The organism is Lysobacter concretionis Ko07 = DSM 16239 (genome assembly GCF_000768345.1).
GTDB classification, from domain to species: Bacteria; Pseudomonadota; Gammaproteobacteria; order Xanthomonadales; family Xanthomonadaceae; genus Novilysobacter; species Novilysobacter concretionis.
In genome coordinates, this window is sequence record NZ_AVPS01000006.1 from 42510 (window position 1) to 67236 (window position 24727).

Annotated in this window: 19 protein-coding genes; 6 read left to right on the plus strand and 13 right to left on the minus strand. The window is 65.7% G+C overall.

Annotated features, from left to right (window positions below; translation table 11 throughout):
• Nucleotides 1-31: 31 nt before the first annotated feature.
• Entirely contained in the window at nucleotides 32-769 is a 738-nt protein-coding gene (gene mtgA / locus N792_RS08425) for a monofunctional biosynthetic peptidoglycan transglycosylase (RefSeq protein WP_036194093.1), read from the minus strand.
• A 105-nt stretch (nucleotides 770-874) separates the two neighbouring features.
• Between mtgA and hslO the strand changes: the two genes are divergently transcribed.
• From hslO to N792_RS08445, 4 genes are all read left to right on the plus strand, one after another.
• Nucleotides 875-1807 (plus strand): Hsp33 family molecular chaperone HslO, encoded by a 933-nt coding sequence (hslO, locus tag N792_RS08430; RefSeq protein WP_036194095.1) that lies wholly within the window; start codon nucleotides 875-877, stop codon nucleotides 1805-1807.
• A 123-nt stretch (nucleotides 1808-1930) separates the two neighbouring features.
• Nucleotides 1931-2785: an XOO1806 family protein gene (locus N792_RS08435; RefSeq protein ID WP_052103805.1), complete on the plus strand. Its 855-nt coding sequence runs from the start codon at nucleotides 1931-1933 to the stop codon at nucleotides 2783-2785.
• A 518-nt stretch (nucleotides 2786-3303) separates the two neighbouring features.
• Nucleotides 3304-6207 (plus strand): TonB-dependent receptor domain-containing protein, encoded by a 2904-nt coding sequence (locus N792_RS08440; protein WP_036194096.1) that lies wholly within the window; start codon nucleotides 3304-3306, stop codon nucleotides 6205-6207.
• A gap of 98 nt (nucleotides 6208-6305) precedes the next feature.
• Nucleotides 6306-7610, plus strand: a complete 1305-nt coding sequence (locus tag N792_RS08445) for an aspartyl/asparaginyl beta-hydroxylase domain-containing protein (protein ID WP_036194098.1) — start codon at nucleotides 6306-6308, stop codon at nucleotides 7608-7610.
• A 57-nt stretch (nucleotides 7611-7667) separates the two neighbouring features.
• Here N792_RS08445 and N792_RS08450 read toward each other — a convergent pair whose 3' ends face one another.
• Nucleotides 7668-9482 carry a phosphoenolpyruvate carboxykinase (GTP) gene (locus N792_RS08450; RefSeq protein ID WP_224743864.1) on the minus strand — a complete coding sequence of 605 codons (1815 nt, stop codon included), beginning with the start codon at nucleotides 9480-9482 and terminating at the stop codon, nucleotides 7668-7670.
• Between the two features lie 114 nt (nucleotides 9483-9596).
• Nucleotides 9597-10220 (minus strand): TetR/AcrR family transcriptional regulator, encoded by a 624-nt coding sequence (locus tag N792_RS08455; protein ID WP_036194099.1) that lies wholly within the window; start codon nucleotides 10218-10220, stop codon nucleotides 9597-9599.
• Nucleotides 10221-10475: 255 nt separating this feature from the next.
• Here N792_RS08455 and N792_RS08460 point away from each other — a divergent pair, with 255 nt between their 5' ends.
• Complete coding sequence (locus tag N792_RS08460; protein ID WP_036194100.1) at nucleotides 10476-12950, plus strand: acyl-CoA dehydrogenase; 2475 nt, start codon at nucleotides 10476-10478, stop codon at nucleotides 12948-12950.
• Nucleotides 12951-13067: 117 nt separating this feature from the next.
• On the opposite strand, the gene N792_RS08465 is transcribed toward N792_RS08460, so the two are convergent.
• Genes N792_RS08465 through N792_RS08475 form a run of 3 tightly spaced genes read right to left on the minus strand, consistent with a single transcriptional unit; the run spans nucleotide 13068 to nucleotide 16946 of the window.
• Nucleotides 13068-14414: an NTP/NDP exchange transporter gene (locus tag N792_RS08465; protein WP_052103807.1), complete on the minus strand. Its 1347-nt coding sequence runs from the start codon at nucleotides 14412-14414 to the stop codon at nucleotides 13068-13070.
• Complete coding sequence (locus N792_RS08470; RefSeq protein ID WP_036194102.1) at nucleotides 14411-16318, minus strand: M48 family metallopeptidase; 1908 nt, start codon at nucleotides 16316-16318, stop codon at nucleotides 14411-14413. Before N792_RS08470 ends, N792_RS08465 begins: the two co-directional genes overlap by 4 nt.
• 34 nt (nucleotides 16319-16352) lie before the next feature.
• Nucleotides 16353-16946: a LemA family protein gene (locus N792_RS08475; RefSeq protein ID WP_198025585.1), complete on the minus strand. Its 594-nt coding sequence runs from the start codon at nucleotides 16944-16946 to the stop codon at nucleotides 16353-16355.
• A gap of 70 nt (nucleotides 16947-17016) precedes the next feature.
• Here N792_RS08475 and N792_RS08480 point away from each other — a divergent pair, with 70 nt between their 5' ends.
• Entirely contained in the window at nucleotides 17017-18426 is a 1410-nt protein-coding gene (locus tag N792_RS08480; protein WP_036194104.1) for a serine hydrolase domain-containing protein, read from the plus strand.
• A 138-nt stretch (nucleotides 18427-18564) separates the two neighbouring features.
• Here N792_RS08480 and N792_RS13995 read toward each other — a convergent pair whose 3' ends face one another.
• The 7 genes from N792_RS13995 to N792_RS08515 form a co-directional block, all read right to left on the minus strand.
• Entirely contained in the window at nucleotides 18565-19248 is a 684-nt protein-coding gene (locus N792_RS13995; protein WP_036194107.1) for a hypothetical protein, read from the minus strand.
• A gap of 863 nt (nucleotides 19249-20111) precedes the next feature.
• Nucleotides 20112-20507 carry a glycine cleavage system protein GcvH gene (gene gcvH / locus N792_RS08490; protein WP_036194108.1) on the minus strand — a complete coding sequence of 132 codons (396 nt, stop codon included), beginning with the start codon at nucleotides 20505-20507 and terminating at the stop codon, nucleotides 20112-20114.
• Between the two features lie 97 nt (nucleotides 20508-20604).
• The gene (gcvT, locus tag N792_RS08495) at nucleotides 20605-21741 is read right to left on the minus strand and encodes a glycine cleavage system aminomethyltransferase GcvT (RefSeq protein ID WP_036194109.1); all 1137 of its coding nucleotides are present in this window, start codon (nucleotides 21739-21741) and stop codon (nucleotides 20605-20607) included.
• A 92-nt stretch (nucleotides 21742-21833) separates the two neighbouring features.
• Nucleotides 21834-22301 carry an NfeD family protein gene (locus N792_RS08500; RefSeq protein WP_052103809.1) on the minus strand — a complete coding sequence of 156 codons (468 nt, stop codon included), beginning with the start codon at nucleotides 22299-22301 and terminating at the stop codon, nucleotides 21834-21836.
• Nucleotides 22302-22304: 3 nt separating this feature from the next.
• Nucleotides 22305-23261 carry an SPFH domain-containing protein gene (locus tag N792_RS08505; protein ID WP_036194110.1) on the minus strand — a complete coding sequence of 319 codons (957 nt, stop codon included), beginning with the start codon at nucleotides 23259-23261 and terminating at the stop codon, nucleotides 22305-22307.
• 111 nt (nucleotides 23262-23372) lie between these two features.
• Nucleotides 23373-23606, minus strand: a complete 234-nt coding sequence (hemP, locus tag N792_RS08510; protein ID WP_036194111.1) for a hemin uptake protein HemP — start codon at nucleotides 23604-23606, stop codon at nucleotides 23373-23375.
• Between the two features lie 78 nt (nucleotides 23607-23684).
• The gene (locus tag N792_RS08515) at nucleotides 23685-24656 is read right to left on the minus strand and encodes a potassium channel beta subunit family protein (RefSeq protein WP_036194113.1); all 972 of its coding nucleotides are present in this window, start codon (nucleotides 24654-24656) and stop codon (nucleotides 23685-23687) included.
• Between the last annotated feature and the right edge of the window lie 71 nt (nucleotides 24657-24727).

A 24727-nucleotide genomic window follows, 5' to 3' on the forward strand; every position in this document is an offset into this window, starting at 1 on the left:
CGCCGAAAGCCACCGGCACGTGTCCGGATCGCTACTCGAACTGCTCCAGGTACCCGACCCCGCCGATCTGCCGCATCTGCTGCTGGATCTGCCGCGTCCGCCGCTGCACATAGGGCCCCGGCTGCGCGACGCTGTAACGCTTCGGGCTGGGCAGCACCGCCGCCAGCCGCGCAGCCTCGGCCGCTGTCAACTGGCTGGCATCCTTGCCGAACCAGGTCCGGGCCGCCGCCTGCGCGCCGTACACGCCGTCACCGAACTCGGCGACGTTGACGTAGACCTCGATGATCCGCGACTTCGGCCACATCAGCTCGATCAGCGCCGTGTACCAGGCCTCCAGACCCTTGCGCACCCAACTGCGGCCGCTCCACAGGAACAGATTCTTCGCCGTCTGCTGGCTGATCGTGCTGGCACCGCGCAGCTTGCCGCCCCGCTCGTGACGCGCACGCGCCTTCTCGATCGCCTCCAGGTCGAAGCCGTAATGCTCCGCGAAACGCTGGTCCTCGGATGCGATCACCGCCAGCGGCAGGTTCGACGACACCTGCTCCCGGTCGCGCCAGTCGTAGGCGATCCGGAAATCCCAGTCGCCCTTGCTCCACGCGTCCAATTGGCGGGCAACCATGAACGCACTGAAAGGCGGGTCGACAAAACGCAGCGCCGCCACCTGCAGCACGCTGGCCAGCATCAGCAACAACGGCACCGCGAGCACCCAACGCAGCCAACGGCGACGCCGGCGCGGCACTGCCCCCGAGGCCTGCTCCTCCTCTTGCATCGCTTGATCTTGCCCCGCTTCCACCACGCCCCCATCTCCAGGCAATCGACAGTCCATCCTTTCCGCGCATTATCGATCATGCGCCCCCTGCCACATGAGCGTCCCATGCCCCACAACGACAACCGCCCCGCCGACCACAACGACCAGCTGACGCGCTTCATGATCGACCGTGCCGGGGTACGTGGCGTGCATGTGCATTTGCAGCACACCTGGCAGCAGATCCGCGAGCGGATGGCCGAAGCCACCGCCCAGGCGCCCGCCTCGCTGGAGCTGCTGGGTGAAGCCACGGCCGCCGCCGCGCTGTTCACCGGCCACGCCAAGATCGACGGTCGCCTGTCGGTGCAATTGCGCAGTGAAGGCGCGCTGCGCACGCTGTTCGTCGAATGCACCTCGGCAGGCACCCTGCGCGGCATCGTCCAGATCAGCGCGGAGGCAGGGGTCCGTCCGGTGTCACGCGACCTGCGCGAACTCGGCGACGGCGCGATGCTTGCCATCACCATCGAGAACCCCTCGGCCGGCGGTCGGGATCCGGTGCGCTACCAGGGCATGGTCGCGCTGGAGTCGGACTCGCTGGCCGGGGCGTTCGAGGACTATTTCCGTCAATCCGAACAACTGCCGACCCGGTTGCTGCTGGCCAGCGATGGCGACCGCGTCGCCGGACTGATGCTGCAGAAGCTGCCCGGCGACGAAGGCGATGCGGACGGCTGGATCCGCAGCGGCGCGTTGTTCGACACCCTGGACACGGCGGAACTGCTCGACGCGCCCGCGCAGACCCTGCTGACCCGCCTGTTCCATGAGGACGGCGTGCAACTGCTGGGGGAGAAGCCGCTGGCCTTCGCCTGTTCGTGTTCGAACGAGCGGGTCGAGTCGATGCTGGTCTCGCTGGGCGAGGAAGAAGCGCTGGCTGCCGCAGCCGATGGCGATGCCGAGATCCGCTGTGAATTCTGCGGCCAGCACTACCGTTTCAGCGAAGGCCGCATCCGGGAGTTGCTGGCGATCTCGGCCGCGCAGGTGAGCCCGCCGGAACGCCTGCAGTGAACACTTGCAGAAAACCGGACCGCCTTCACACCACGTTGATTGTTAAAGAAACATAAACGCCCTAGTATCTAGGTTCTTGTGATAGGGGAACTCCGCCGGGCACGCCCGGTCGTACTGACGTCCATGAAGAACCGCCTCCTCCGACTGCCGCTTGCCCTGCTCCTCGCCCTAGGCGTGGCCGCGGGCGCGCACGCGCAATCGCCGAAGAAGGCCTCCAAGGACGCCACGGTACTGCCGGTCTGGAACCACTCCAGCGGAAAGCTCGAAGCCCTGCTGCTGCTGGAGCCCACCGGCACCTCGGCAGCCGGCGCACGCTGGCGCGTGGGCAGCACGACCCTGGACGCCGCGTTCGGACTGGAAGCCGGCAACACCCTCGGCCTGGTCTGCGACCGTCGCAGCGGGCTGGCCGGCACCATCGGCAACCTGGCCAATCATTGTCTGCTGGCCGCCATGGAAGACGATCGCAGCAATGGCAATGGCCAGGCCACTGCAGGTGCCAGCCTGAGCAACGGCGGTACGCGCCTCGGGCTCGCCATCGGCAAAAGCCGCGACACCTTGCCGGCCTGGCTGAATCCCGCTGGCCACAACAAACAGGTCGACCAGAACACGTTGACCGTCTACGGCCAGCAGAACATCGGCCGCGAAGCAACCGTCTCGATCGGCGGCACCTGGGCACGCGCGCGCCTGATCCCAGCGGGCGAAGTACCGGCACTGGCCGATCGCTGGAGCAGCCGCACCCTCACCGTCGGTGCAGGTTACGGCGACTTCGATGCCAACATCATCGGCCGGGTGATCGACACCCCCAGCCAGCCCGGCAGCTGGGAAGGCCTCGGCATCGGCCTGACCTGGCGCACGCCATGGAGCGGCAGCCTCACCGTGGGCGCGGAAAAGATCACCCGCGGATCCAACCCGTTCGCACCCAACTCGGACAGCGACGAAGGCACCGTGCCCTACGTCCGCTACGAGCAGGACCTCTGAGTCAGTTCTGACACCGGCCTGATGCTGGCGTTGACCTTGGCCTGACACCGGCACTGTCCACCACCCACGCCGCAATGGCGGGGCACCCGCTCACACCTTTCGCTTCCCGCCATGCCGTCATTGATCGACGGCAGGTTGGCTATGGCGTGCCTGAGAGCCGCCGATCGGTGATTTCCGTGTCCGTAATCAAGCCCAAGGCCAGGCAGGCTCCCTTCCCCGACCACCCGGATTCGGCCTCTTCGGACGGGTCTTTCATGCAAGACAACCTCTTTTTTGATCCAGACAGCTTGATTAACAGGGACAAACCGCCCACAAGGCTCTTTCGCATCCCGGCAAGTGATTGTTTTTCAACATATTTTTTTGATTGTCGGAAATTGCATCGGCAATCGTTAACAACACTTTAATTTTTGACCGCAGGCGGCTACCATCGACCGGCCTTGCCGACTTTGGCGTTCCACTTGGCTCCATCGGCGGGTTCCCTTGGGAAATTACCAAGATTGACTTGGAGAGAGACTCACATGACCCACAAGACCACACAGCTACGCGACGCGATTTCCTTCGCGCTCATTGCGGGCACCACGGCCCTCGCCGGCACCGGCGTTGCGTTTGCACAAGATGCCCCGCCCGCCGAACAGCAAGCCACCACCCTCGACCGTATCGAAGTCACCGGCTCGCGCATCCGCTCGGTCGATGCCGAAACCTCGCAGCCGGTGCTCGTGCTCAGCCGCGAAGACATCCAGAAGCAGGGTGTGACCTCGGTCGCCGAAGTGCTGAACCGCATCTCGGCCGCCGGTCCGGCGATCAACCGGACGTTCAACAACGGCGGCGACGGTTCATCGACCATCTCGCTGCGCAACCTGGGGGATTCGCGCACCCTGGTTCTTGTCGATGGTCGCCGCTGGGTTTCCAGCCTGGGCGGCGCGGTCGATCTGAATACCATCCCCTCGTCGATCGTGGAACGCATCGAAGTGCTGAAAGACGGCGCGTCCGCGATTTATGGATCCGACGCCATCGCAGGCGTGGTCAACATCATCACCCGCGACAACTATGAAGGTGCCGAAGTCTCCACGCACCTCGGCCAGTTCGACAAGGGCGATGGCGACCGCAAGACGATCTCCGCCACCATCGGCGCCAATACCGACCGCAGCAACGTCGTGATCAACCTGTCGCGCGTCGAAGAAGGCTCGGTCATGGCCGGTGACCGCGAGCAGTCGGCCGACCCGGTGTTTGGCCTCAAGACCCGCAGCGGCTTCTCCGCCAACGGCAAGATCTGGAACAACGCGCCTATTGTTGACGGCGACCCGGACGCGGACGATTACAACCCGACCGGATTCGGCAACCTCACGGTTGTCCCGCCCGGCAGCACCGGCATCGGTCCTGATGGCCAGCAGCGTTATGGCCTCGACCAGTTCGTGCCCTATACCTCGGCCGCGCACGGTTACAACTACGCGACCGACAACTACCTGCTGACTCCGCAGACCCGTACCGCGCTGTACCTGAAAGGTCGCTTCGACATCACCGACAGCATCAGCTTCGTCACCGACGCGCTGTACAACGAGCGTCGCTCGGAGCAGCAGCTGGCCGGCTTCCCGCTGAGCGGCGGCACGGACCTGGGCAACGCCCCGGACACGGCACTGAGCGGCGAAAGCTACTTCAACCCGTACAACGTCGCCTACGGTGGCGACGGCCGTGACGTGCAGTGGAGCCGCCGCCTGACCGAGCAGAACCGCGTCTACCAGCAGAACGTCAAGACCTTCCACACCTATGTCGGCTTCACCGGCAACTTCCAGTTCGCCGACCGTTACTTCAACTGGGATGTCGGTTACAACTTCAACAAGTCCGACCAGGAAGACGCGCAGATCGGCGACGCCAACATGCTCGCCGTCACTGCAGGCGTGGGTCCGTCGTTCCTCGACACCGACGGCGTGGTCAAGTGCGGCGCCCCGGGCGCCGTGATCGACGGCTGCGTACCGTTCAATCCGCTGGCTCCGGCCGGCACGATGCCGCAGGAGCAGTTGGCCGCCATCCTGTTCACCGCGCAGGACGCGTTCCAGAGCCGCAGCGAGAGCTTCACTGCCAACCTCAGCGGCGAGATCGTCGCGCTGCCGGGCGGCATGATGGGCTTCGCCGCCGGCATCGAGTCGCGCAAGGAAAGCGGCTTTGACCGTCCGGATGCATTCGTCGCCGCCGGCTACACCTCGGGCAACGCCCGTCTGCCGACTGCCGGTGCATACGACCTCGATGAAATCTACGCCGAGTTGCTGCTCCCGGTGCTGTCCGATGTTCCGTTCGCCCAGCTGCTGGAGTTCAGCCTGGCCTCGCGCTATTCGGACTACAGCAACTTCGGCGACACCGTCAACAGCAAGTTCGGTTTCAAGTGGAAGCCGATCGAGGACCTGATGGTCCGCGGCAACTGGGCCGAAGGCTTCCGCGCCCCGTCGATCCAGACGCTGTTCCGCGGCACGGCCGACAGCTTCGAGAGCTTCGGTGACATCTGCTCGGCCGACAACCCCGGTCGCACCTCGACCATCGCCGCCGCCTGCGCCGCCGATGGTGTTCCTGCGAACTTCATCCAGCAAACCAACGCGGGCTTCGGCTTCAACGGCCAGACCATCTACCCGTTCTCGTTCGGTGGCAACCCGAATGCCGGTCCGGAGACCTCGACCAGCAAGACGTTGGGCCTGGTCTACAGCCCGTCGTACGTGCAGGGCCTGGACATCACCCTCGACTGGTGGAACGTCGAGATCGAAGGCGCGCTGTCGACCCCGACGGTGGCCACCATCCTCGACCAGTGCTATGCACAGGGCAACCAGACGGCCTGTGCGCTGTTCTCGCGTCGCGCCGATAACCACCAGATCGACCAGTTGCTGATGGCGCCGTCCAACCTGGCCGTCATCGACGTCGAAGGCTACGACCTGGGCGTGAACTACCGGATGCCGGAAACGGCGTACGGCCGGTTCAACCTCGGCCTCAACGCCTCCTACACCGCCAAGTACGACATCCAGAGCACGCCGGATGCGGAGGCGGAGAACGTGGTCGGCATGTACTTCGACCGCGACCCGAACTGGCGCCTGCGTGCCAACGCCTCGCTGGACTGGAGCATGGGTGACTTTGGCGTGACCTGGATCAGCCGCTACTACTCCAGCCTGGTCGAGGACTGCGGGTTTGGGGCTCTGTGCAGCGACCCGGACCGTCGTATCGACGCGGGTCCTGCTCCGCGCAACAAGCTCGGCGCGACCACTTACCACGACATGCAGGCCCGTTATGAGCTGCCGTGGAATGGCACCGTCAAGGTGGGCGTGAACAACGTGTTCGGCAAGCGTGCGCCGACCTCGTACACCGCGTTCGCGAACTCGTTCGACCCGCAGTACGACATCCCGGACTCCAGCTACATCTACATGGAGTACGTGCAGCGCTTCTGATCGATCCATTGATCTGGTGTTGTGAGAAGCGGCCCCGGCAACGGGGCCGCTTTTTTGTTGCGTACAATCGACATGGTCCCTCGCCAGCCCCGGCCGCCATGCCCGACACCGTCCAGTCAGTCCCCGATACGCAACGCGCCCAAGCGCGCCGGGCAGCGGAAGCGGGGCAGCTGTCCGCCGCCCAGGCGGCCTATGCCGCGCTGCTGCAGGCATCGCCGGATGACGTCGAGGCACTGAACTTTCTCGCCGTCCTTGCCCTGTCCGAAGGCCGCCACGTTCGTGCCCGCGAACTTCTCGAGCATGCGCTCGCGGTGGAGCCCGGCGATGCCCCCACGCGCAAAAACCTGGGGCTCGCCCTGCTGCATTCGGGTGACCCGGAGCGCGCGCGATACGTTCTGCAACCGGCGGTGGACGAGCTTCCTAACTATTACGTGGCGCGGTTGTACCTTGGCGTTGCGCTGGAGCGAATGGGCCAGCAGCGCCAGGCCGTGACCGAATACCTGCGCGCCCTGACCGCCGCCCACAGCGAGGGACAATGGCGCGATGCAGCCGGCACCCCCGCCGGCCTGCGCCCGGTGGTGGCGCACGCCGCCGAGGTGGTCCGGAGCGGATACCCGGCGTTGCTGCGCGCGGTCCTCGCGCCGCTGCGCGAGCGGCACGGGGCGGCGGCCATGGCGCGGGTCGAGAAGTGCCTGGCCGGCTACCTCGGCGAGATATCGGTCCAGTCGGACCACCCCGACCAGAAAGCCACGTTCCTGTATTTCCCGGATCTGCCGGCGATGCCATTCCTGCCGCGCGAGCTGTTCCCGTGGTACGCGGAGATGGAGGCGTCCACCGATGCGATACGTGACGAGCTGCTGGCGGTCCTGGAGGCCGACGCACAACTTGTACCCTTCCTGGGCGAACCACCCCCGGGGATGAAATCAAGCTATCTCGATGGTCGCGGCGACATCACGCCCCAGTGGGATGGCTTGTTCTTCCACCGCCATGGCCTGCGACACGACGCCAATTGCGATCGCTGCCCACGGACCGCGGCAGCACTGGATGCGGCGCCCACCGTGCATATCCGCGGGCACGCACCGGAGTCACTGTTCTCGGTGCTGGGCGCCGGCTCGCACATCCTGCCGCATACCGGAGTGACCAACACCCGCGTGGTCACCCACCTGCCGTTGCTGGTACCGGGCGAGTGCGCGCTGCGCGTCGTCGACCAGCGACACGAGTGGCAGGAGGGACGTTGCATCACATTCGACGATACCTTCGAACACGAGGCCTGGAACCACAGCGACCGGACCCGGGTGATCCTGCTGTTCGATGTGTGGAACCCCTATCTGAGCGAAGTGGAGCAGGTCGCAATCACCGAGCTGGTCGCGGCGATCGGCGATTTGAAAGGCGACCAGCTGTAGGCCCAGCCAAAAGGAAACCCCGGGGATCCCCGGGGTTTCCTGCATGAGTCCAGCAGTTCAGCCGGCCAGCATGGCCGCGATACGCTGCTGCTCGTCCTTCAGCGCCTGCGGCATGCGCGGGCCGTACTCGTCGAGGTACTCGCCGATGCTGGCGAATTCCGCCTGCCAGCCGGACTTTTCAAATCCGAACAGTTTGGTCCGCGCTTCCTCGTCCAGCTCGATGCCTTCCAGGTTGAGGTCGGCAACGGTCGGCAGGTTGCCGATCGGCGTCTCCACCGCGCCCGCCTTGCCGTCGACCCGGCCGATCATCCATTCCAGCACGCGCAGGTTGTCGCCGAAGCCGGGCCACAGGAACCTGCCGTCGTCGCCCTTGCGGAACCAGTTGACGTGGAAGATCTTCGGCAGCTTCGCACCGGCCTTGTCGAACGACAGCCAGTGACTGAAGTAGTCGGCGAAGTTGTAGCCGCAGAACGGCTTCATCGCCATCGGATCGCGGCGCATCACGCCGACCGCGCCGGTCGCCGCAGCGGTGGTTTCCGAGCCCATCGCCGCACCGACCAGCACGCCGTGGGTCCAGTCGCGCGCCTCGAACACCAGCGGCACCAGCGAAGCGCGACGACCGCCGAACACGATCGCGGAGATCGGCACGCCGGCCGGGTTTTCACTCTCGTGCGAATAGCTCGGGCACTGCCGGGCGGACACGGTGAAGCGCGAGTTCGGGTGCGCGGCCGGTCGCTTGGTGGCGTCATACGGCTCGCCGCGCCAATCGGTCACCGGCTCGCCTTCGCCCAGGCCTTCCCACCACGGCTGGTTGTCGGCGGTGACACCGACGTTGGTGAAGATGGTGTTCGACTGGATCGAGGCCAGCGCGTTGGGGTTGGACTGCTTCGAGGTACCCGGGGCGACGCCGAAGAAGCCGGCCTCGGGATTGATCGCGTACAGCCGGCCATCCGCGCCCGGGCGCATCCAGCAGATGTCGTCGCCAACGGTGGTGATCTTCCAGCCGTCCTTGAGATACCCCTGCGGCGGAATCAGCATCGCCAGGTTGGTCTTGCCGCAGGCCGACGGGAACGCGGCGGCGATGTAATGGATTTCACCCTGCGGATTTTCCAGGCCGAGGATGAGCATGTGCTCGGCCAGCCAGCCTTCGGATCTGGCCTGGTGGCTGGCGATGCGCAGCGCGTGGCACTTCTTGCCCAGCAGCGCGTTGCCGCCATAGCCCGAGCCGTACGACTTGATCGTCAGCTCTTCGGGGAAATGCATGATGAAGCGGCGGTTCGGGTCCAGCTCGCCGGTGGAATGCAGGCCCTTGACGAAGGTGTCGATCCGCTCGCCGCGGGCGGCTCGCTCACCCTCGCGCTCGATCCGCGCCAGCGCCGGCGCGCCCATGCGGGTCATGATGCGCATGTTGGCCACCACGTAGGGGCTGTCGGTGATCTCCACGCCGCAACGCGACAACGGGGAATCGATCGGCCCCATGCAGTACGGAATGACGTACATCGTGCGCCCTTCCATGCAGCCTTCGAACAGCGCATCGACTTTGGCGTGGCCATCGGCCGGCGACATCCAGTGGTTGTTCGGACCGGCGTCATCCTGCTCGCTGGTGCACACGAAGGTCAGGTGCTCGACACGGGCCACATCGTCGGGGTCGGAACGGTGCAGCCAGCAGCCCGGATGGGTCTTGTCGTTGAGCTTGACCAGGGTGCCGTCGGCCTGCATCAGGGCATTGAGCGCTTCGCTTTCCGCATCGCTGCCGTCGCACCACTGGATCCTGTCGGGGCGGGTCAGCGCGGCCACCTGCGCGACCCAGTTGTCCAGGCCTTCGAGTTTGCTGCCCGCGGGCACGGACAGGTTGTTGGATTGAGCGTTCACGGCATCGGCCTCCAGCCAGTAGGGATTTCGGGTACGGAGACGCCCATCGAAAGGGCGTCTCTGGAAAGGGTTTGTCGGATCGGGGTAAGGCAGTCGGATCAGGGCCGCTGTGAGTCAGGAAGCGGGACCGGGAGGAGGAATCAACGTCTCCATCATGTGGTCGACGTAGGCTTCGAACTCGTCATGCTGCAGGCGCGTCTGCTTCAGTTGCAGGTTCAGCTGCAGGAAGCCGACATACGCCGCATAGGCCAGCCGCGCGCGGTTGCGGGCGTCGTCGCGCCCCAGGCCGGCCTGGCGGAACGAGGCGGTCAGGTACTCGAGCCGGCGCTCGGACACTCGGCCAATCACCGGCTGCACCGCCGGGTGGTCCAGCGCCTTGAGCAGTTCGGAGTAGATGATGTGCGCCTTGTATTCGTGGGCGACCATCGAAAACAGCGCGCGCAGGCGCTCGCGGGGATCGGCCACGGCCTCAAGCTGGCCGAACACGGTTTCCTGCTCCATCTTTTCCCAACGCTCCAGCGCCGCAACCAGCAGCGCGTCGCGCGAAGGAAAGTGCCAGTAGAAGCTGCCCTTGGTGACGCCCAGGCGGCGCGCGAGCGGTTCGACGGCAACAGCGGAGACGCCCTGTTCGGCAATGAGGTCGATGGCCGCTTGCGCCCAATCGTCGGCACTGAGGCGGCCGACGCGCTCGGATTTGCCGGCGGATGATTTGCCGGCGGATAAGGTAGTTGCAGTCATAAGGGCCGAGTGTAGCAACCGTACGCCACCGACGGGAGCCGTATGCAAGCCCCGAACCCATCCCCATGCCCTCGTCATGCCCGATTGACACGGGGCCAACAACTTGAACATACTCAAGCGTATGTTATTGCTTTGATCATAGGGTCAATGACCCGGCGGGGAAGCCGGGCCCGGCAGGCGGGCTGCCCTGCCTCGATGCAGTCACTGCCGTGACCACCTGTTGCCATTCCGCCGCACCTCCGCTGGAGCGTCATCATGAGTATCGCCGTCCCCTTTCTGGTCTTCCTGCTGATCGCCGGCATTGCCGCCTACCACCGTCTGCGACTGCCGACCTGGATCGCATTGACGGCGGTGGGGCTGATGGCCTGCTGGTTGCTGGACGCGAACGCCACCGCCGTCATCGTCGCGGCTGTCATCACGGCGGTGATCGCGGTGCCACTGCTGCTCCCGCAGATCCGCCTGCCGTTGATCACCAAGCCGTTGCTCGGGTTCTACACCAGGATCCTGCCGCCGCTGAGCGAAACCGAACGGGTCGCGCTGGAAGCCGGTACGGTCGGTTTCGAAGGACAACTGTTCTCCGGCAAACCGGACTGGAAGGTGCTGCTCGACCAGCCCGCCCCCGTGTTGACCGAGGAGGAGCAGGCCTTCCTTGACGGGCCATGCGAAGAGCTGTGCGCGATGACCAACGACTGGGACATCACCCACGTGCGCGCCGACCTGCCGCCGGAAATGTGGGAGTTCATCAAGAAGAACAAGTTCTTCGGCATGATCGTGCCGAAGGAATACGGCGGCCTGGGCTTCAGTGCGCTCGCCAACCACAAGGTGATCCAGAAGCTGGCGTCGATCTCCTCGGTGGTCAGCTCGACCGTCGGCGTGCCCAACTCGCTCGGCCCGGCCGAACTGCTGCTGCATTACGGCACCGAGGAGCAGAAGGACCATTACCTGCCGCGCCTGGCCGATGGCCGCGAGGTGCCGTGCTTCGCCCTGACCGGTCCCTGGGCCGGCTCGGATGCGACCTCGATCCCGGACTTCGGCATCGTCTGCATGGGCGAGTGGAACGGCGGGAACGTGGTCGGCGTCAAACTGACCTTCGACAAGCGCTACATCACCCTCGCCCCGGTCGCGACCCTGATCGGCATGGCGTTCCGGATGTACGACCCCGCCGGCATCCTCGGCGACCAGCGAGACATCGGCATCAGCCTGGCGCTGTTGCCGCGCGATACTCCCGGCATCGATATCGGCCGCCGCCACTTCCCGCTCAACAGCCCGTTCCAGAACGGCCCGCTGCACGGCCATGAGGTGTTCATCCCGCTGAGCCAGCTGATCGGCGGCGAGGCACAGGCCGGCAAGGGCTGGCAGATGCTGGTCGAGGTGCTGTCGATCGGCCGTTCCATCACCCTGCCCTCCACCGCCAGTGGCGGCGGCAAGATGGGCGCGGTCGTGACCGGCGCCTACGCGCGCATCCGCAAGCAATTCGGCCTGTCGATCGGGCGGTTCGAGGGCGTGCAGGAAGCGCTGGCCCGGATCGCCGGCAACGCCTACACGATCAGCGCGCTGTCGGAGTCGACCGCCGCAGCGGTGGCGCGGGGCGAGAACCCGGCCGTGCCGTCGACGATCGCCAAGTACCACTGCACCGAACTGGGCCGCCAGGTCGCGCAGGATGCGATGGATATCCACGGCGGCAAGGGCATCATCCTGGGTCCGAAGAACTACCTCGGCCGTTCGTGGCAGGCCGCGCCGATCGCGATCACGGTCGAGGGCGCCAACATCATGACCCGCTCGCTGATGATCTTCGGCCAGGGCGCGATCCTGTGCCATCCGTGGGTGCTCAAGGAGATGAAGGCGGCGATGCTGCCGGACGGTCCCGGGCGCGTGCGCGAGTTCGACCGCAACCTGTTCGGCCACATCGGTTTCGCCATTTCCAACGCCGTGCGTTCGCTGTGGTTCGGGTTGACCGGCGCCAGCATCGGCAAGGCGCCCGGCGATGCGTACACGCGCCGCTACTACCGCAAGCTCAACCGCTACTCCTCGGCGCTGGCGCTGTGTGCGGACACCTCGATGCTGTTGCTGGGCGGCAAGCTGAAGTTCAAGGAGTCGCTGTCCGGACGCCTGGGCGACGTGCTCAGCCAGCTCTACATCGCCAGCGCGCTGCTCAAGCGGTACGAAGACCAGCGCCGCCCTGAAGCCGACCAGCCGCTGCTGGCCTGGTCGATCCTCAACGCCGTGCACAAGATCGAGCTGGCGCTGTCGGATGCGTTGCGCAACTTCCCGGTGCGTCCGGTCGGCTGGCTGCTGTGGGCGTTGATCTTCCCGCTCGGCCGCCGCGCCACGCCGCCGGGCGACCGCCTCAGCCGCCGCGCCGCGTCGCTGCTGATGACGCCCAACGAGGCGCGCGACCGGCTCGCTGAAGGCATCTTCCTCACCCCGACGCAGAACAATCCTGCCGGCCGCATCAACAGCTACCTGCCGGCAGTGGTGCTCGCCGAGCCGGTGGAGCGCAAGTTCCTGAAGGCGCTGAAGAACAGCGACATCGAGGCGCTGACGTTTGCCGAGCAACTCGACGAAGGCGTGCGCGAGGGCTGGATCACTGCCGACGAGCGTGGCCAGCTGCAAGCGCTGCGCGAGATGACCATCGACACCATCAGCGTGGATGACTTCGATACCGGGGAACTGCGCTCGGCCGGTTACCAGCGCCGCTGCGCAAACCGCGATGACCTCGCCACGGCGTAGGGTGCAATAAGCGAAGTACCCGTAGGGCGCAATAAGCGAAGCGCATTGCGCCAGAGTGCCCAACGACGCGGCGCCCCGGCATCCGGCGCAATACGCCGCCAAGGCGGCTATTGCGCCCTACGCCTCGTCCGGCTTGTTCCGCTCGTCGGGCAGCTCGCGTTGTGCGCGCACCACCTGCCACGCCCCGGCGGTCATCCCCAACGCGACGAAGATCCCGGTGGCAAACACCATGCTCGACCCCAACACCGCCACCAGCTTGTGCAGCCACACGAATGTCAGGTCGCCGCCGCGATAGACGACCGTATCGATCACTGCCTTGGCCTTGTAACGCGACTCCCGGTCGACCCGGGTGTACAGGGTTTCGCGGCCGGGCTTGGCGAGCGAGAACTCGCCGGCGCGGGTGATCACCTGCACGATCGCGACCAGCACCGGCAGCGGTGACGCGGCCAGCATGCAGTACCCGAGCAGGATCGCGACCGCCGGCCCCAGCAGCGCCGGCGCGACGCCGTAGCGCCGCAACAGCCAGCGTGTCAGCAGCAACTGGATCAGCAGCGTCAGCCCATTCACCGCCCAATCGACGGTCGCGTAATAGCGCGTGCCCGCTTCCGGGCTGGGGTAGAACTGCTTCACGATCGCCGCCTGCTCGTTGTACAGCAGGGTGCCCACACCTACGCCGAAGAACAGGGTGACCGCCAGCGCGCGTAGCAGCGGGCGTTGCCACACCAGCTTGAGCCCGGCCAGCACCGATCCGCCCATCGCCTGCTCGCCGTTCGCCTCGCCATGCAGGCGCTCACGCCGCATCGCCCAGGGCCGCAGCCGGAGGATGCACAGCAGGCACACCGCCAGAAATCCCGCCGACACCAGCAACAGGTTGGCAATGCCCAGCCGCCCGACCAGGACCTGGGTGATCAGCGGCCCCACCAGCGCGCCGATGGTGCCGCCGGCACCGATGTACCCGTACACCAGCTTGGCGTGCTGGTTGTCGAACACATCGGCCATGAAGCTCCAGAACACCGTCACCGCGAACAGGTTGAACACGGCCGTCCAGATGAAGAACGCGCCGCCCCGGCCGGATACACCGGTGTGGAACAGCCAGTAGAAGCCCACCAGGCAAGCGATGAAGACCAGGTACACCACCGGCAGGAACACCCGTCGCGGGAACCGCGCCACCAGCCCGCCGTACACCGGCTGCAATACCAGCATCGCCACGAAGGTGCCGGTGAACAGGATCTGCAGGGTGTATTCGCCCAAGGCGAACCCCGCCCCTTCCGCCCATGCGAGCAGCCAGCGCGGGAACACGGTCGCGGCATCGCCGGATGCGCCCATCGCGTCGCGCACCGGCCGCAGCACGTAGTAGCCGCACAGCAGGCTGAAGAAATACAGCAGCGACCACCACAGCGGCGGCGAGTCAGACAACGCGGCGCGGAAGCGGTGCAGGCGATGGAATCCGCCGGGACGGTTCACGCGTGGCCCAACATCGGTGGCAGCGGACAATGCAACACACCGCAGATCGTGCGCAGCAATTCGGCCTCGGCCACGGTCACCCGACCGTCATGACCGATCGCAATCGTGATTGCCTCCACCAGCAGCCGCTTGGCCAGCGGATCCAGTGCATCCAGCGGCACCCAGCCGTCCTCGAGCGCGAGCACGCCTGTCGCCGAAGGCGCATACGCAACGCTGTCGTGCGGCAGGATCCGCTGCAGCCCCGCCAGATAGGCATGTCGCGCCAGAGCTGGATCGGCATGTCCGGCCTGGGCGACGACCGCCAGCAGCACCGCGATCTCGGCCTTCAACTTCCCCGGCTTCACCCGTCCGATCCGGGCATAGCGCGAAGGATCGAGCGACTCGCGCAGCTGCACGGTCAGCAGCCGGCCCAGGCAATACTCGAACAGCGACACATCACCATCGGCAAACACCATCGCATTGGCCGCATCCAGGAACAGCTCCAGCTGCGGGCGCGGACGCCGGCGCAGGACCGGAAATGCGAGGGCTGCCAGCGGCAGGCGCAGCATCGGATGCAGGCCATCCACCTGGTGTCGCAGATGCACCACCTCCGCAGCCATCTGTTTGCCCAGCCGCGCGCCCACGGCGAAGACCTGCTTGTCGATGATCGGCTGCCGTGCATCCAGCAACAGCGCCAGCACCAGCGAAATGACGCGCTCCCGATCGGCCGCCAAGGCGCGCAACGCATCCGGAAGCTGCGCGCCGATCGCACCGGCACGCCGGTAGTCGTCGATGTCCGGCTGACCGACCTGCGCCGATACCGTGGGTGCGCTCAATGCCTGCTCGCTCCCCGCAGGCGGCAGCAATGGCGCGGCATGCAGGCCGAGGTGCAGGTCCTCATCCAGCCCATGCGGTGGCCGGTCGAGCCAGCGTCGCGACAAGGCATCGAGCTGGTCCGCCCGGAATGACGGCTCCAGCACCTGGATACGCTCCAGCAACGGCGGGTGGGTGGCCAGCAATGAGCCGAACCATCCGCCAAACTCGAGCCCTTCGCCAAACAGCATGTGGCTGACTTCCTCGGCGTCGCCGGCCGACACCAGGTGCGATCCGTCCGGCAGTCCGCCGATCTTTTTCAATGCGCCTGCCAGGCCCGCACTTTGCCGGGTGAACTGCACCGCGCTGGCATCGGCCAGGCGTTCGCGGCTGCGGCTGATGCCGGCGCGGATCACCCGCGCGAAAAACAGGCCGATCCAGCCGATCGCCACCGCCACCACCGCAGCGATCATGACCATGATCGCCGCGCCGGCACCACGACCGCGACCGCGCACGCCGTACGCCCCGAACTCGAGCACCTTGTGTCCGATCAGCGCGATCATCGAGATGCCGAACAACACGCCGATCAGACGCAGGTTGAGCCGCATGTCGCCGTTGAGGATGTGGCTGAACTCGTGCGCGACCACGCCTTGCAACTCGTCACGGTTGAGCCGGTCCAGGGCGCCCCGTGTCACCGCGACCACCGCGTCGGACGGCGAATATCCGGCCGCGAAGGCATTGATCCCCGCATCGTGTTCGAGCACGTACAGCTGCGGCATTGGCAACCCCGAGGCAATCGCGATCTCCTCGACCACATTGCGGAAGCGACGCAGGTCCGGATCGGTGCTGTCCTCGGCCACCGCCACGCCGCCCAGGCCCCGCGCGACCGCCTCGCCTCCGGCGCTCAGGCTCGACAACCGGTACAGCGAACCCAGCCCGATCACCCCCACGGTGACCAGCGCGCCCCACGCCAATGCAACCCCATCGGCGCCCACGGCCAGCCAGAGCACCGCGTCCACTGCAACGACGATCGCCAGTACCGCCAGCGCGAACAGCAGCACCAGGCGCGTCGAACTGCGCCGGGCCGCTGCCTGGTGTTCAAAGAAATTCATCGGATCGACCTGGGAGTCGCGGACAGGCTTCGCGCTAGAACTTCACCTGTGGCGCCTGCTTCATCTGTGCCTGGTCGGCGGGAATGTCGAGCAATCCGGCCGGGCCGAAGCCGAAATTGCCGGCAATCAGGCTGGTCGGGAACATCTCGCGCCGGGTGTTGTAACTGGTCACCGCATCGTTGTATGCCTGCCGGGCGAACGCGACCTTGTTCTCGGTGCTGGTCAGTTCCTCGGTGAGCTGCATCATGGTCTGGTTGGCCTTCAGGTCCGGGTAGGCCTCCGAGACCGCCAGCAAACGACCCAGCGCACCGCCAAGCAGGCCTTCGCTGCTGCCCATCCGGGCCATGGCTTCCGGATCACCCGGATGGCTCTTGGCCGCCGATGCGCCCGACATCGCCGCCGCGCGTGCGGTCATGACCGCCTCCAGCGTTTCGCGCTCGTGGGTCATGTAGCCCTTGGCGATCTCGACCAGGTTCGGAATCAGTTCGAAGCGGCGCTGCAATTGCACGTCGATCTGCGCAAACGCGTTCTTGAAAGCGTTGCGCGCGCCGACCAGACCGTTGTAAAGACCCACCGCCCAGAAGATGAACAGGAGAACTAAACCCAGCAAAATCAGGAAGCTGAACATCATTGCTCGCAAACCTCTGGATAACGGCGCTATGATCCGAAGACCCCAGCATACGCAGGCGCTGCGACCGATGAAAGACGACTCGAACCGCCGGCCCAGCCTTGGCGGACGCTTGGCGGCCCTGGCCTTCCTCCTCACCCTGGCGCTGGCTTCGACCGCACAGACATCGCTGCTCGGTGGCGATTCGAAACCGTCCATTTCGGCAACTGAAACCGTTGCTACGCCGGCTCCGGTTTTCATCGCGCCCGAGACTCCTGCCGCTATACCGGCGCTTCCGGCAAAACCCGCCGGACCGCCGCTGCCCAACGCCTTCGACGTATCGATCTTCGAGGCCATGGCGCAACAGATCGTCGCCGACCAGCGCGTGCCCGGCCTCGCGATGGCGATCGTGCACAACGGCAAGGTGCTCAGCGCACGCGGCTACGGCATCACCGATGTCAGCGATGCGGAGCCGGTCGATGCGCACACGGTGTTTCGCCTGGCCTCCCTGTCCAAGGGCTTCGCCGGCACCATGGCCGGCCTGCTGGTCAACAACGGCACGCTGCGTTGGGACAGCCGGCTGATCGACTACGTGCCCAACTTCGAGTTGAGCCAGCCCGGTGCCGCGCAGCAGATCACCGTCGCCGACATCCTCAGCCATCGCGTCGGCCTGAGCGAAAACGCCTACGACCGGGACCTGGAGCGTTACGTCCCGTATCGCGCACTGAGCCAGAAACTGGCCAGCGCGCCGATGAAGTGCGCGCCCGGAACCTGCTACGCCTACCAGAACGTTGCCTTCAGCCTGATCGGCGACATCGTGTTCGCCGCCACCGGCGATTTCTACAGCCAGGAAGTGCAGAGCCGGTTGCTCAAGCCGCTGGGCATGAATGACGCCAGCCTCGGGCTGGAAGGCATCGAGTCCAGTGCGCGCTGGGCCAAGCCGCACGTACGCGGCAAGCGCGGCTGGGTGTCGGTGATGCCGAAGTCCACCTATTACGAAGTCGCTCCGGCGGCCGGCGTCAATGCCAGCGCCAGCGACATGGCGCAATGGCTGATCGCCCATACTGGCCACCGACCCGACGTGCTGCCGGCACCGCTGCTGGCGACCCTGCACGAGCCACTGGTCGATACGCCCTACCAGGCCCGCAGTTCGGCGTGGCGTCGTGCGCGGCTGGACGGGGCGGGCTACGCGCTGGGCTGGCGGGTCTACGATTATTCAGGTCACCGACTCGTCTATCACGCCGGCGCAGTGCAGGGTTATCGCGGCATGATCGCGATGCTGCCCGACAGCGACCTGGGCATCGTCGTGCTGTGGAACGGGGAGAGTTCCCTGCCTTCGGGCCTGCTGCCCACGATGATCGATCGCGCTTTGGGCATTCCATCGGAACTCACCGCGTGGATCGACCTCAAGATCGATCCTCCAACGATGGTCGCCGACCGGCAGCAGCAGGAAAACGCTCCGGGCAGCACCGCCACCAAGGCATCGGCCGCGCCCCAGTAACTGCCAGCGGTTGGCTGGCTTCGGCGCGATCCCCCGCGTCGCTTGCCTGAGGGCAACTGCACCTTTTCCATAAAAAAACTCTCCCCCGCCTGGGTTGCGGGAGAGAGTTCATGTGCGTGTCGCGGTATCGGGGGCGGTCTAGATGATCGGTGCCGGCGTCACCGGCATCGGGGCGGGCACCACGACTGCCTTCTTGGCCGCGCGACGTGCCGGCTTCTTGGCGGCCGGCTTCGCTGCTGCGGTCTTGGCTACCTTCTTCGCCGCAGGTGCTTTGGTTGCGACCTTCTTGGCGACGACCTTCTTGGTGGCCTTCTTCGCAGCCACCTTCTTCACAGTTGCCTTCTTCGCAGCCGGCTTGCTGGCGGTCTTGGCTGCCGCCTTCTTTGCGACGGCTTTCTTGGCGACCTTCTTTACCGCCTTCTTGGCCGCGACTTTCTTGACGGCTTTCTTTACGGCCTTGGTGGCAGCCGCTTTTTTGGTTGCAACCTTCTTGGCAACCTTGGTCGCGGTCTTCTTCACTGCTGCCTTCTTGGCAGCGACCTTCTTGGCAACCTTGGTTGCGGCCTTCTTCACTGCTGCCTTTTTGGTAGCTACCTTCTTGGCCACCTTGGCAGCGCCCTTCTTCACCGCCGCCTTCTTGGCGACAGGTGCCTTCACCGCCTTCTTGGCGACGGCCTTCTTGGCGACCTTGGTCGCTGCCGGCTTCGCAGCAGCCTTCTTCACCGCCTTCTTGGCGACCTTGGTGGCTGCCGGCTTCGCGGCGACCTTCTTCACCGCTTTCTTGGCGGCGGGCGTTTTCTTCGCAGCAGTTTTCGTGGCCATGTGATGGCTCCTCGTCAGTGGTCTATCGGTAGATACAGCCCAGTACCAAGCAATGCCGTCGGGAGTCCCCCGCGGCCAACCGCCGGCGCACATTGCTCCGGAACGGATTCGGTTCAGTCCACCGCAGGGTCGCGGGCGTCATTGGCGACATCCGGAAAACAAGAACCCGATCCGCTGATGGCGAACCGGGTTCACTGGGGTGGAACTGGTGTGATCTGGCGACATGCAATCCAGCCAGCGACGGAGGCGCCAAGACCGCCGCACGAGTCATCGGGACGGTGGTCGGATTTGCTGCGCAGGTTGTCGCGTTGGCTTTGCTCACTCTCTTCCGCAGGAAGTGTCTGCTTCGCGCAACCTAATCACGGGATTTCATAGTGTCAACAAGCATCGATTTCTTTTCCCCGACATCGGGAAGATCGACGCAAAAGTTGCAAGCCGCCGTCAGCACGCGCGAGTGGGACAAGGGCGGCATCGCACATTCAAGACTCACTGCACTATTTCCCGCGAGCCCCCGTACAACGTGGCTTTCAGCGCTTCATGCAGACGAAAGCACAGGCATGACGCCAATGCCGATAAATTCTCCACGCCAATACGGGTGGTGATTTTTTCACCAGTCCGCGTTTGAAGATCTGGATGCAAGGACGCATGCGCGTTTCGCGTTGCACAATCCCGACTGCGCCGAAATGCGCAGGCATTGCGTTGCAATGACCGCAACTCGCCGACCGGCCAGTCCAGCAACAACGCATGAAAAAGCCCGCGTCGTTTCCGATGCGGGCCGGGAGATTTTTCAGCAGGGAGGCGACGGTGTCGCGACCGGACTTTTGACGTTCCGCACGGGGAGCTGCGGAACGTGGAGCACTGGCTTAGTGGTCGTCGTCTTCCAGCATTTCGGCGTAGGCGTCGGGGTCCAGCATGTCGTTGAGCTGGTCGCGCTCTTCGATCTCGAGGGTGAAGATCCAGCCATCGCCGTAGGCGTCTTCGTTGATCGTCTCGGGCTTGTCGTTCAACGCCTCGTTGACGGCAACGACGGTGCCGGTGACCGGCGCATAGATGTCGGACGCCGCCTTGACGGATTCGACCACGGCGCAGGCGGTGCCGGCCTCGATACGGTCGCCGACGTTGGGCAGCTCGACATAGACCAGATCGCCGAGCAGGCCCTGGGCGTGATCGGAAATACCCACCGTCACCTTGCCGTCGTCTTCGACACGGGCCCACTCGTGGGATTTCAGGAACTTCAGGTCGCCGGGGATCTCACTCATGGCATTGCTCCGCTGCTACGGCTGTGGATGAAAAGGGGCATTAGTGTAACCAAGCGCGCGCACCGCCGGGTGTCGGCGACACGCACGCAGCGGTGGTTCATTCCAGCACGCCGTCCTGCGCCTTGCCGTCGCGCACGAACGGGAACTTGACCACCCGCACCGGCACTTCCTTGCCGCGGATATCGACGCGCACGTTGCCGGCGTGGCCCAGGGCGATCTCGCCCGCGGGCACCCGCGCGAACGCGATCGCCTTGCCCAGGGTGGGCGCGAACGTGCCCGACAGGATCTCGCCCTCGCCGCGGTCGGTCAGCACTTTCTGGCCGTGCCGCAGCACGCCCCGGTCGTCCATCACCAGCGCGATCATCTGCCGCGGCACGCCGCTGGCCTGCTGTTGCTCGAGCACGTCGCGACCGATGAAAGCGCGGCCTTCGTCGAGGGAGACCGTCCAGCCCAACGCGGCCTCGTATGGCGTCACGTCCTCGTCCATGTCCTGGCCGTACAGGTTCATGCCCGCTTCCAGCCGCAGGGTGTCGCGCGCGCCCAGGCCAGCCGGCTTTACGCCTGCGGCCAGCAGCGCTTCCCACACGGCCACGGTCCGCTCCTGCGGCAGCACCAGCTCGAAACCGTCCTCACCGGTGTAGCCGGTGCGGGCGATGAACACCGGGGTGCCGTCGGTGGTGTGGGTATCGGTGGCGGTGAACTTGGCCAGCTTGTCGATGCGCGCACGGTCGTCCTCGGCCAGCAGGCCCAGCACCTTCCCGCGCGCGTCGGGACCCTGCACCGCGATCAGGCCGAAGTCGTCGCGCTCGCTGACCTGCACGCCGAACGCCTCGGCATGGCGGCTGATCCATGCCAGGTCCTTGTCGCGGGTGGACGCGTTGACCACCAGCCGGAAGAAGTCTTCGGCGAGGAAATAGACAATCAAGTCGTCGATGATGCCGCCGCGCTCGTTGAGCATGCAGGTGTACAGCGCCTTGCCCGGCTTCTTCAGCTTGTCGATCGAGTTGGCCACCAGGGTGCGCAGGAACTCGCGGCTGCGCTCGCCATGCAGGTCGACCACGGTCATGTGGCTGACATCGAACATGCCGGCGCCCTTGCGGACCAGGTTGTGCTCGTCGATCTGCGAGCCGTAGTGGATCGGCATGTCCCAGCCGCCGAAGTCGACCATCTTGGCGCCGAGTGCGCGATGACTGTCGTTGAGGACAGTGTGTTTTGGAGCCGTCGTCTGGGTCATGGCCGATCCTGGGGAAAGGGGAAGCCGGCCATTATCCCAGAGACGCGAACGGTTTCGGGGCGGCGACGCACACCATGCGTCGCCGCGTCAGTTCATGCGGGCCCGGCTTGCGTCTCGCTGGTCGACACGACCGACTCGACCCGCAGGGTCATGCCCGAGCTGCCGACGATGCGCACGGGCGCGCCGGCTGGCAGATCGGGGCCACTGACATCCCAGTAGGCGTCGGCGATCTGGACCCGCCCGTGGCCCTGCACGATCGCCTGCTGCAGCGGCACCACCTGGCCGACCAGCGCGTCCGTACGGCGGTTGAGGCTGGGCCGGTCGCTCTGGCGTCCACGTCCACGAAACCGGCTGCGGTAGATCTGGATCGACACGAAGCTCAGCACGACGAAGGCCGCTATCTGGGCCAGGAACGGCAGGTCGAACAACAGCACCAGCACGAACACCGCCGCGGCGGCAAACCCGAGCCACAGCATGAACGCGCCCGGTGCCAGTGTTTCCGCCGCGAACAGCAGCAACGCCACCACGCCCCAGCTCACCGCCTGCCAGTCCCAGTGCATGGCTCAGCCTCCGACCCGCATCGGCGGCACCGGACGATTGCCGGGTTGCTGGCCCAGTGCGTCCTTCGCCAGCTCGGCGATGCCGGCCAGCGAGCCGATCACGCCGGCGGATTCCATCGGCATCAGCACGAACTTCTGGTTTGGCGCCTCGGCCAGCGCCTTGAACGCCTCGATGTACTTCTGCGCGATGAAGTAATTGATCGCCTGCACGTTGCCCTGCGAAATCGCGTTGGACACCATCTCGGTCGCCCTTGCCTCCGCCTCGGCCAGCCGCTCGCGCGCCTCCGCCTCGCGGAAGGCCGCTTCGCGCTCGCCTTCGGCATGCAGGATCGCGCCCTGCTTCTGGCCCTCGGCCTTGAGGATCTCGGCCTGGCGGAAACCTTCGGCTTCAAGGATGTTGGCGCGCTTCTCTCGCTCGGCCTTCATCTGCCGCGCCATCGCCTCGACCAGGTCACGCGGCGGCGCGATGTCCTTCAGCTCGATCCGGTTGACCTTCAGGCCCCACGGATGAGTGGCCTGGTCGACGGCGACCAGCACCTTGGCGTTGATTTCGTCACGGCGCGACAGCGACTCGTCCAGGTCCATCGAACCGATCGAGGTGCGGATGTTGGTCATCACCAGGTTGAGCGTGGCGATCTCCAGTTGCGCCACCTCATAGGCGGCCTTTGCCGCGTCGAGCACCTGGAAATAGACCACGCCGTCGACCTTGACCACGGCGTTGTCCTTGGTGATGACGTCCTGGCTGGGCACGTCGAGCACCTGCTCCATCATGTTGATCTTGCGGCCGATGTCCTGGTAGACGGGGATCAGGAAGTGCAACCCCGGCGACAGCGTGTGGGTGTACTTGCCGAACGCCTCGACCGTCCATTCGTAACCCTGCGGCACCATGCGCACCGCCTTGAACACCATCACGATGCCGGCGACCAGCAGCACGATGGCGAGTATCGATCCCAGTGTCATTCTTCCCTGCTCCCCTTGTTTGAAGGGGCGAGTATAGGCACAGCCCGACGCACGGGATCAGCCTGCGAGTGTCGCCGCCGCGCCTCCGGATGGCTGCCGGACCTGCCTGGACTACTTGGTCAGGATCAGCTTGTCGTTGCGGGTGTGGCGCAGGCGGTAGACCTCGCCGCCGTGGCGGATCAGCACTTCGCGCGCACCGCCCAGCAGCGAGTCGCTGTCGAACTGGCCCGGTGCCGGCGATGCCGAAGCATGAGGCTGAAATGCCCGGGGCATGGAGACCGGACGGGCGACGCGGGGCTTGAACCGGACATCCGGCGAATGGGCCAACGAGAGTTGTGGGCGCATGGGCGTGGCTCGATCAGGGATGATCGTTGATGATAATCATTCTCATTGATGAATCAAGCACTGCGTTGATCCCGCCCCTCAGGCCGCCACGACGCGCACCTTGTGCCAGCAAGTCTCGTCCAGCCGCTCCAGCAGATCGATGGCCTGCAGGTTCTGCAGCAACTGCTCCACCCGGCTCGCGCCCAGGATCACGCTGGACACGTGCGGGTTGCGCAGGCACCAGGCGATCGCCAAAGGCGCAGGCGCCACATCGAACTCGGCCGCCAACGCGGTGAACCGCCGGGCCCGCTCGACCCGGTGCTGCTCGGGCTCGCCGATCACCAGCTTGCGCAGCCAACCATTGTCCTGCCGGCCCAGCCGGGCCTGCTCGGGGAAGCCGGCGTTGTACTTGCCGGTGAGCAGGCCCGATGCCAGCGGCGACCAGATCGTGATCCCCATGCCGTACTCGGCATACAGCGGCGCGTATTCCAGTTCGACGCGTTCGCGGTGCAGCAGGTTGTATTGCGGCTGCTCCATGGTGGGCGCGTGCAGGTGGTGATGGCGGGCGACCTTGTGCGCCTCGCGGATCTGCGTCGCCGACCATTCCGAAGTGCCCCAGTACAGCACCTTGCCCTGCCGGATCAGCGCGTCCATCGCCCACACGGTTTCCTCGACCGGGGTGTCCGGGTCGGGACGGTGGCAGTAGTACAGGTCGAGGTAATCCACGCGCAGGCGCTTGAGCGCATCGTGGCAGGCATCGGTGACGTGCTTGCGCGACAACCCGCGCTGGGTCGGGCGTGGCTCGTCGACAGCGCCGAAGTACACCTTGCTGGACACGCAGTAGCCATCGCGCGGCAGTCGCAGATCGGCAATGACGTCGCCCATCAGCCGCTCGGCCGCGCCATTGCCGTAGGTCTCGGCATTGTCGAAAAAATTGACGCCGTGGTCCCAGGCCGCGGCGATCAGATCGCGCGCGGTGCCGCGGGGTATCTGGCCGCCGAAGGTGACCCAGGCCCCAAACGACAAGGCCGACAGCTGCAGGCCGGAAGAGCCGAGGCGGCGGTACTGCATGGGGGGAACTCCTTCTGCGTGATGGCGTCAGTGTAAGCCGGCAGGCAGCAGCCAAGCCCGGGCCAAACCAG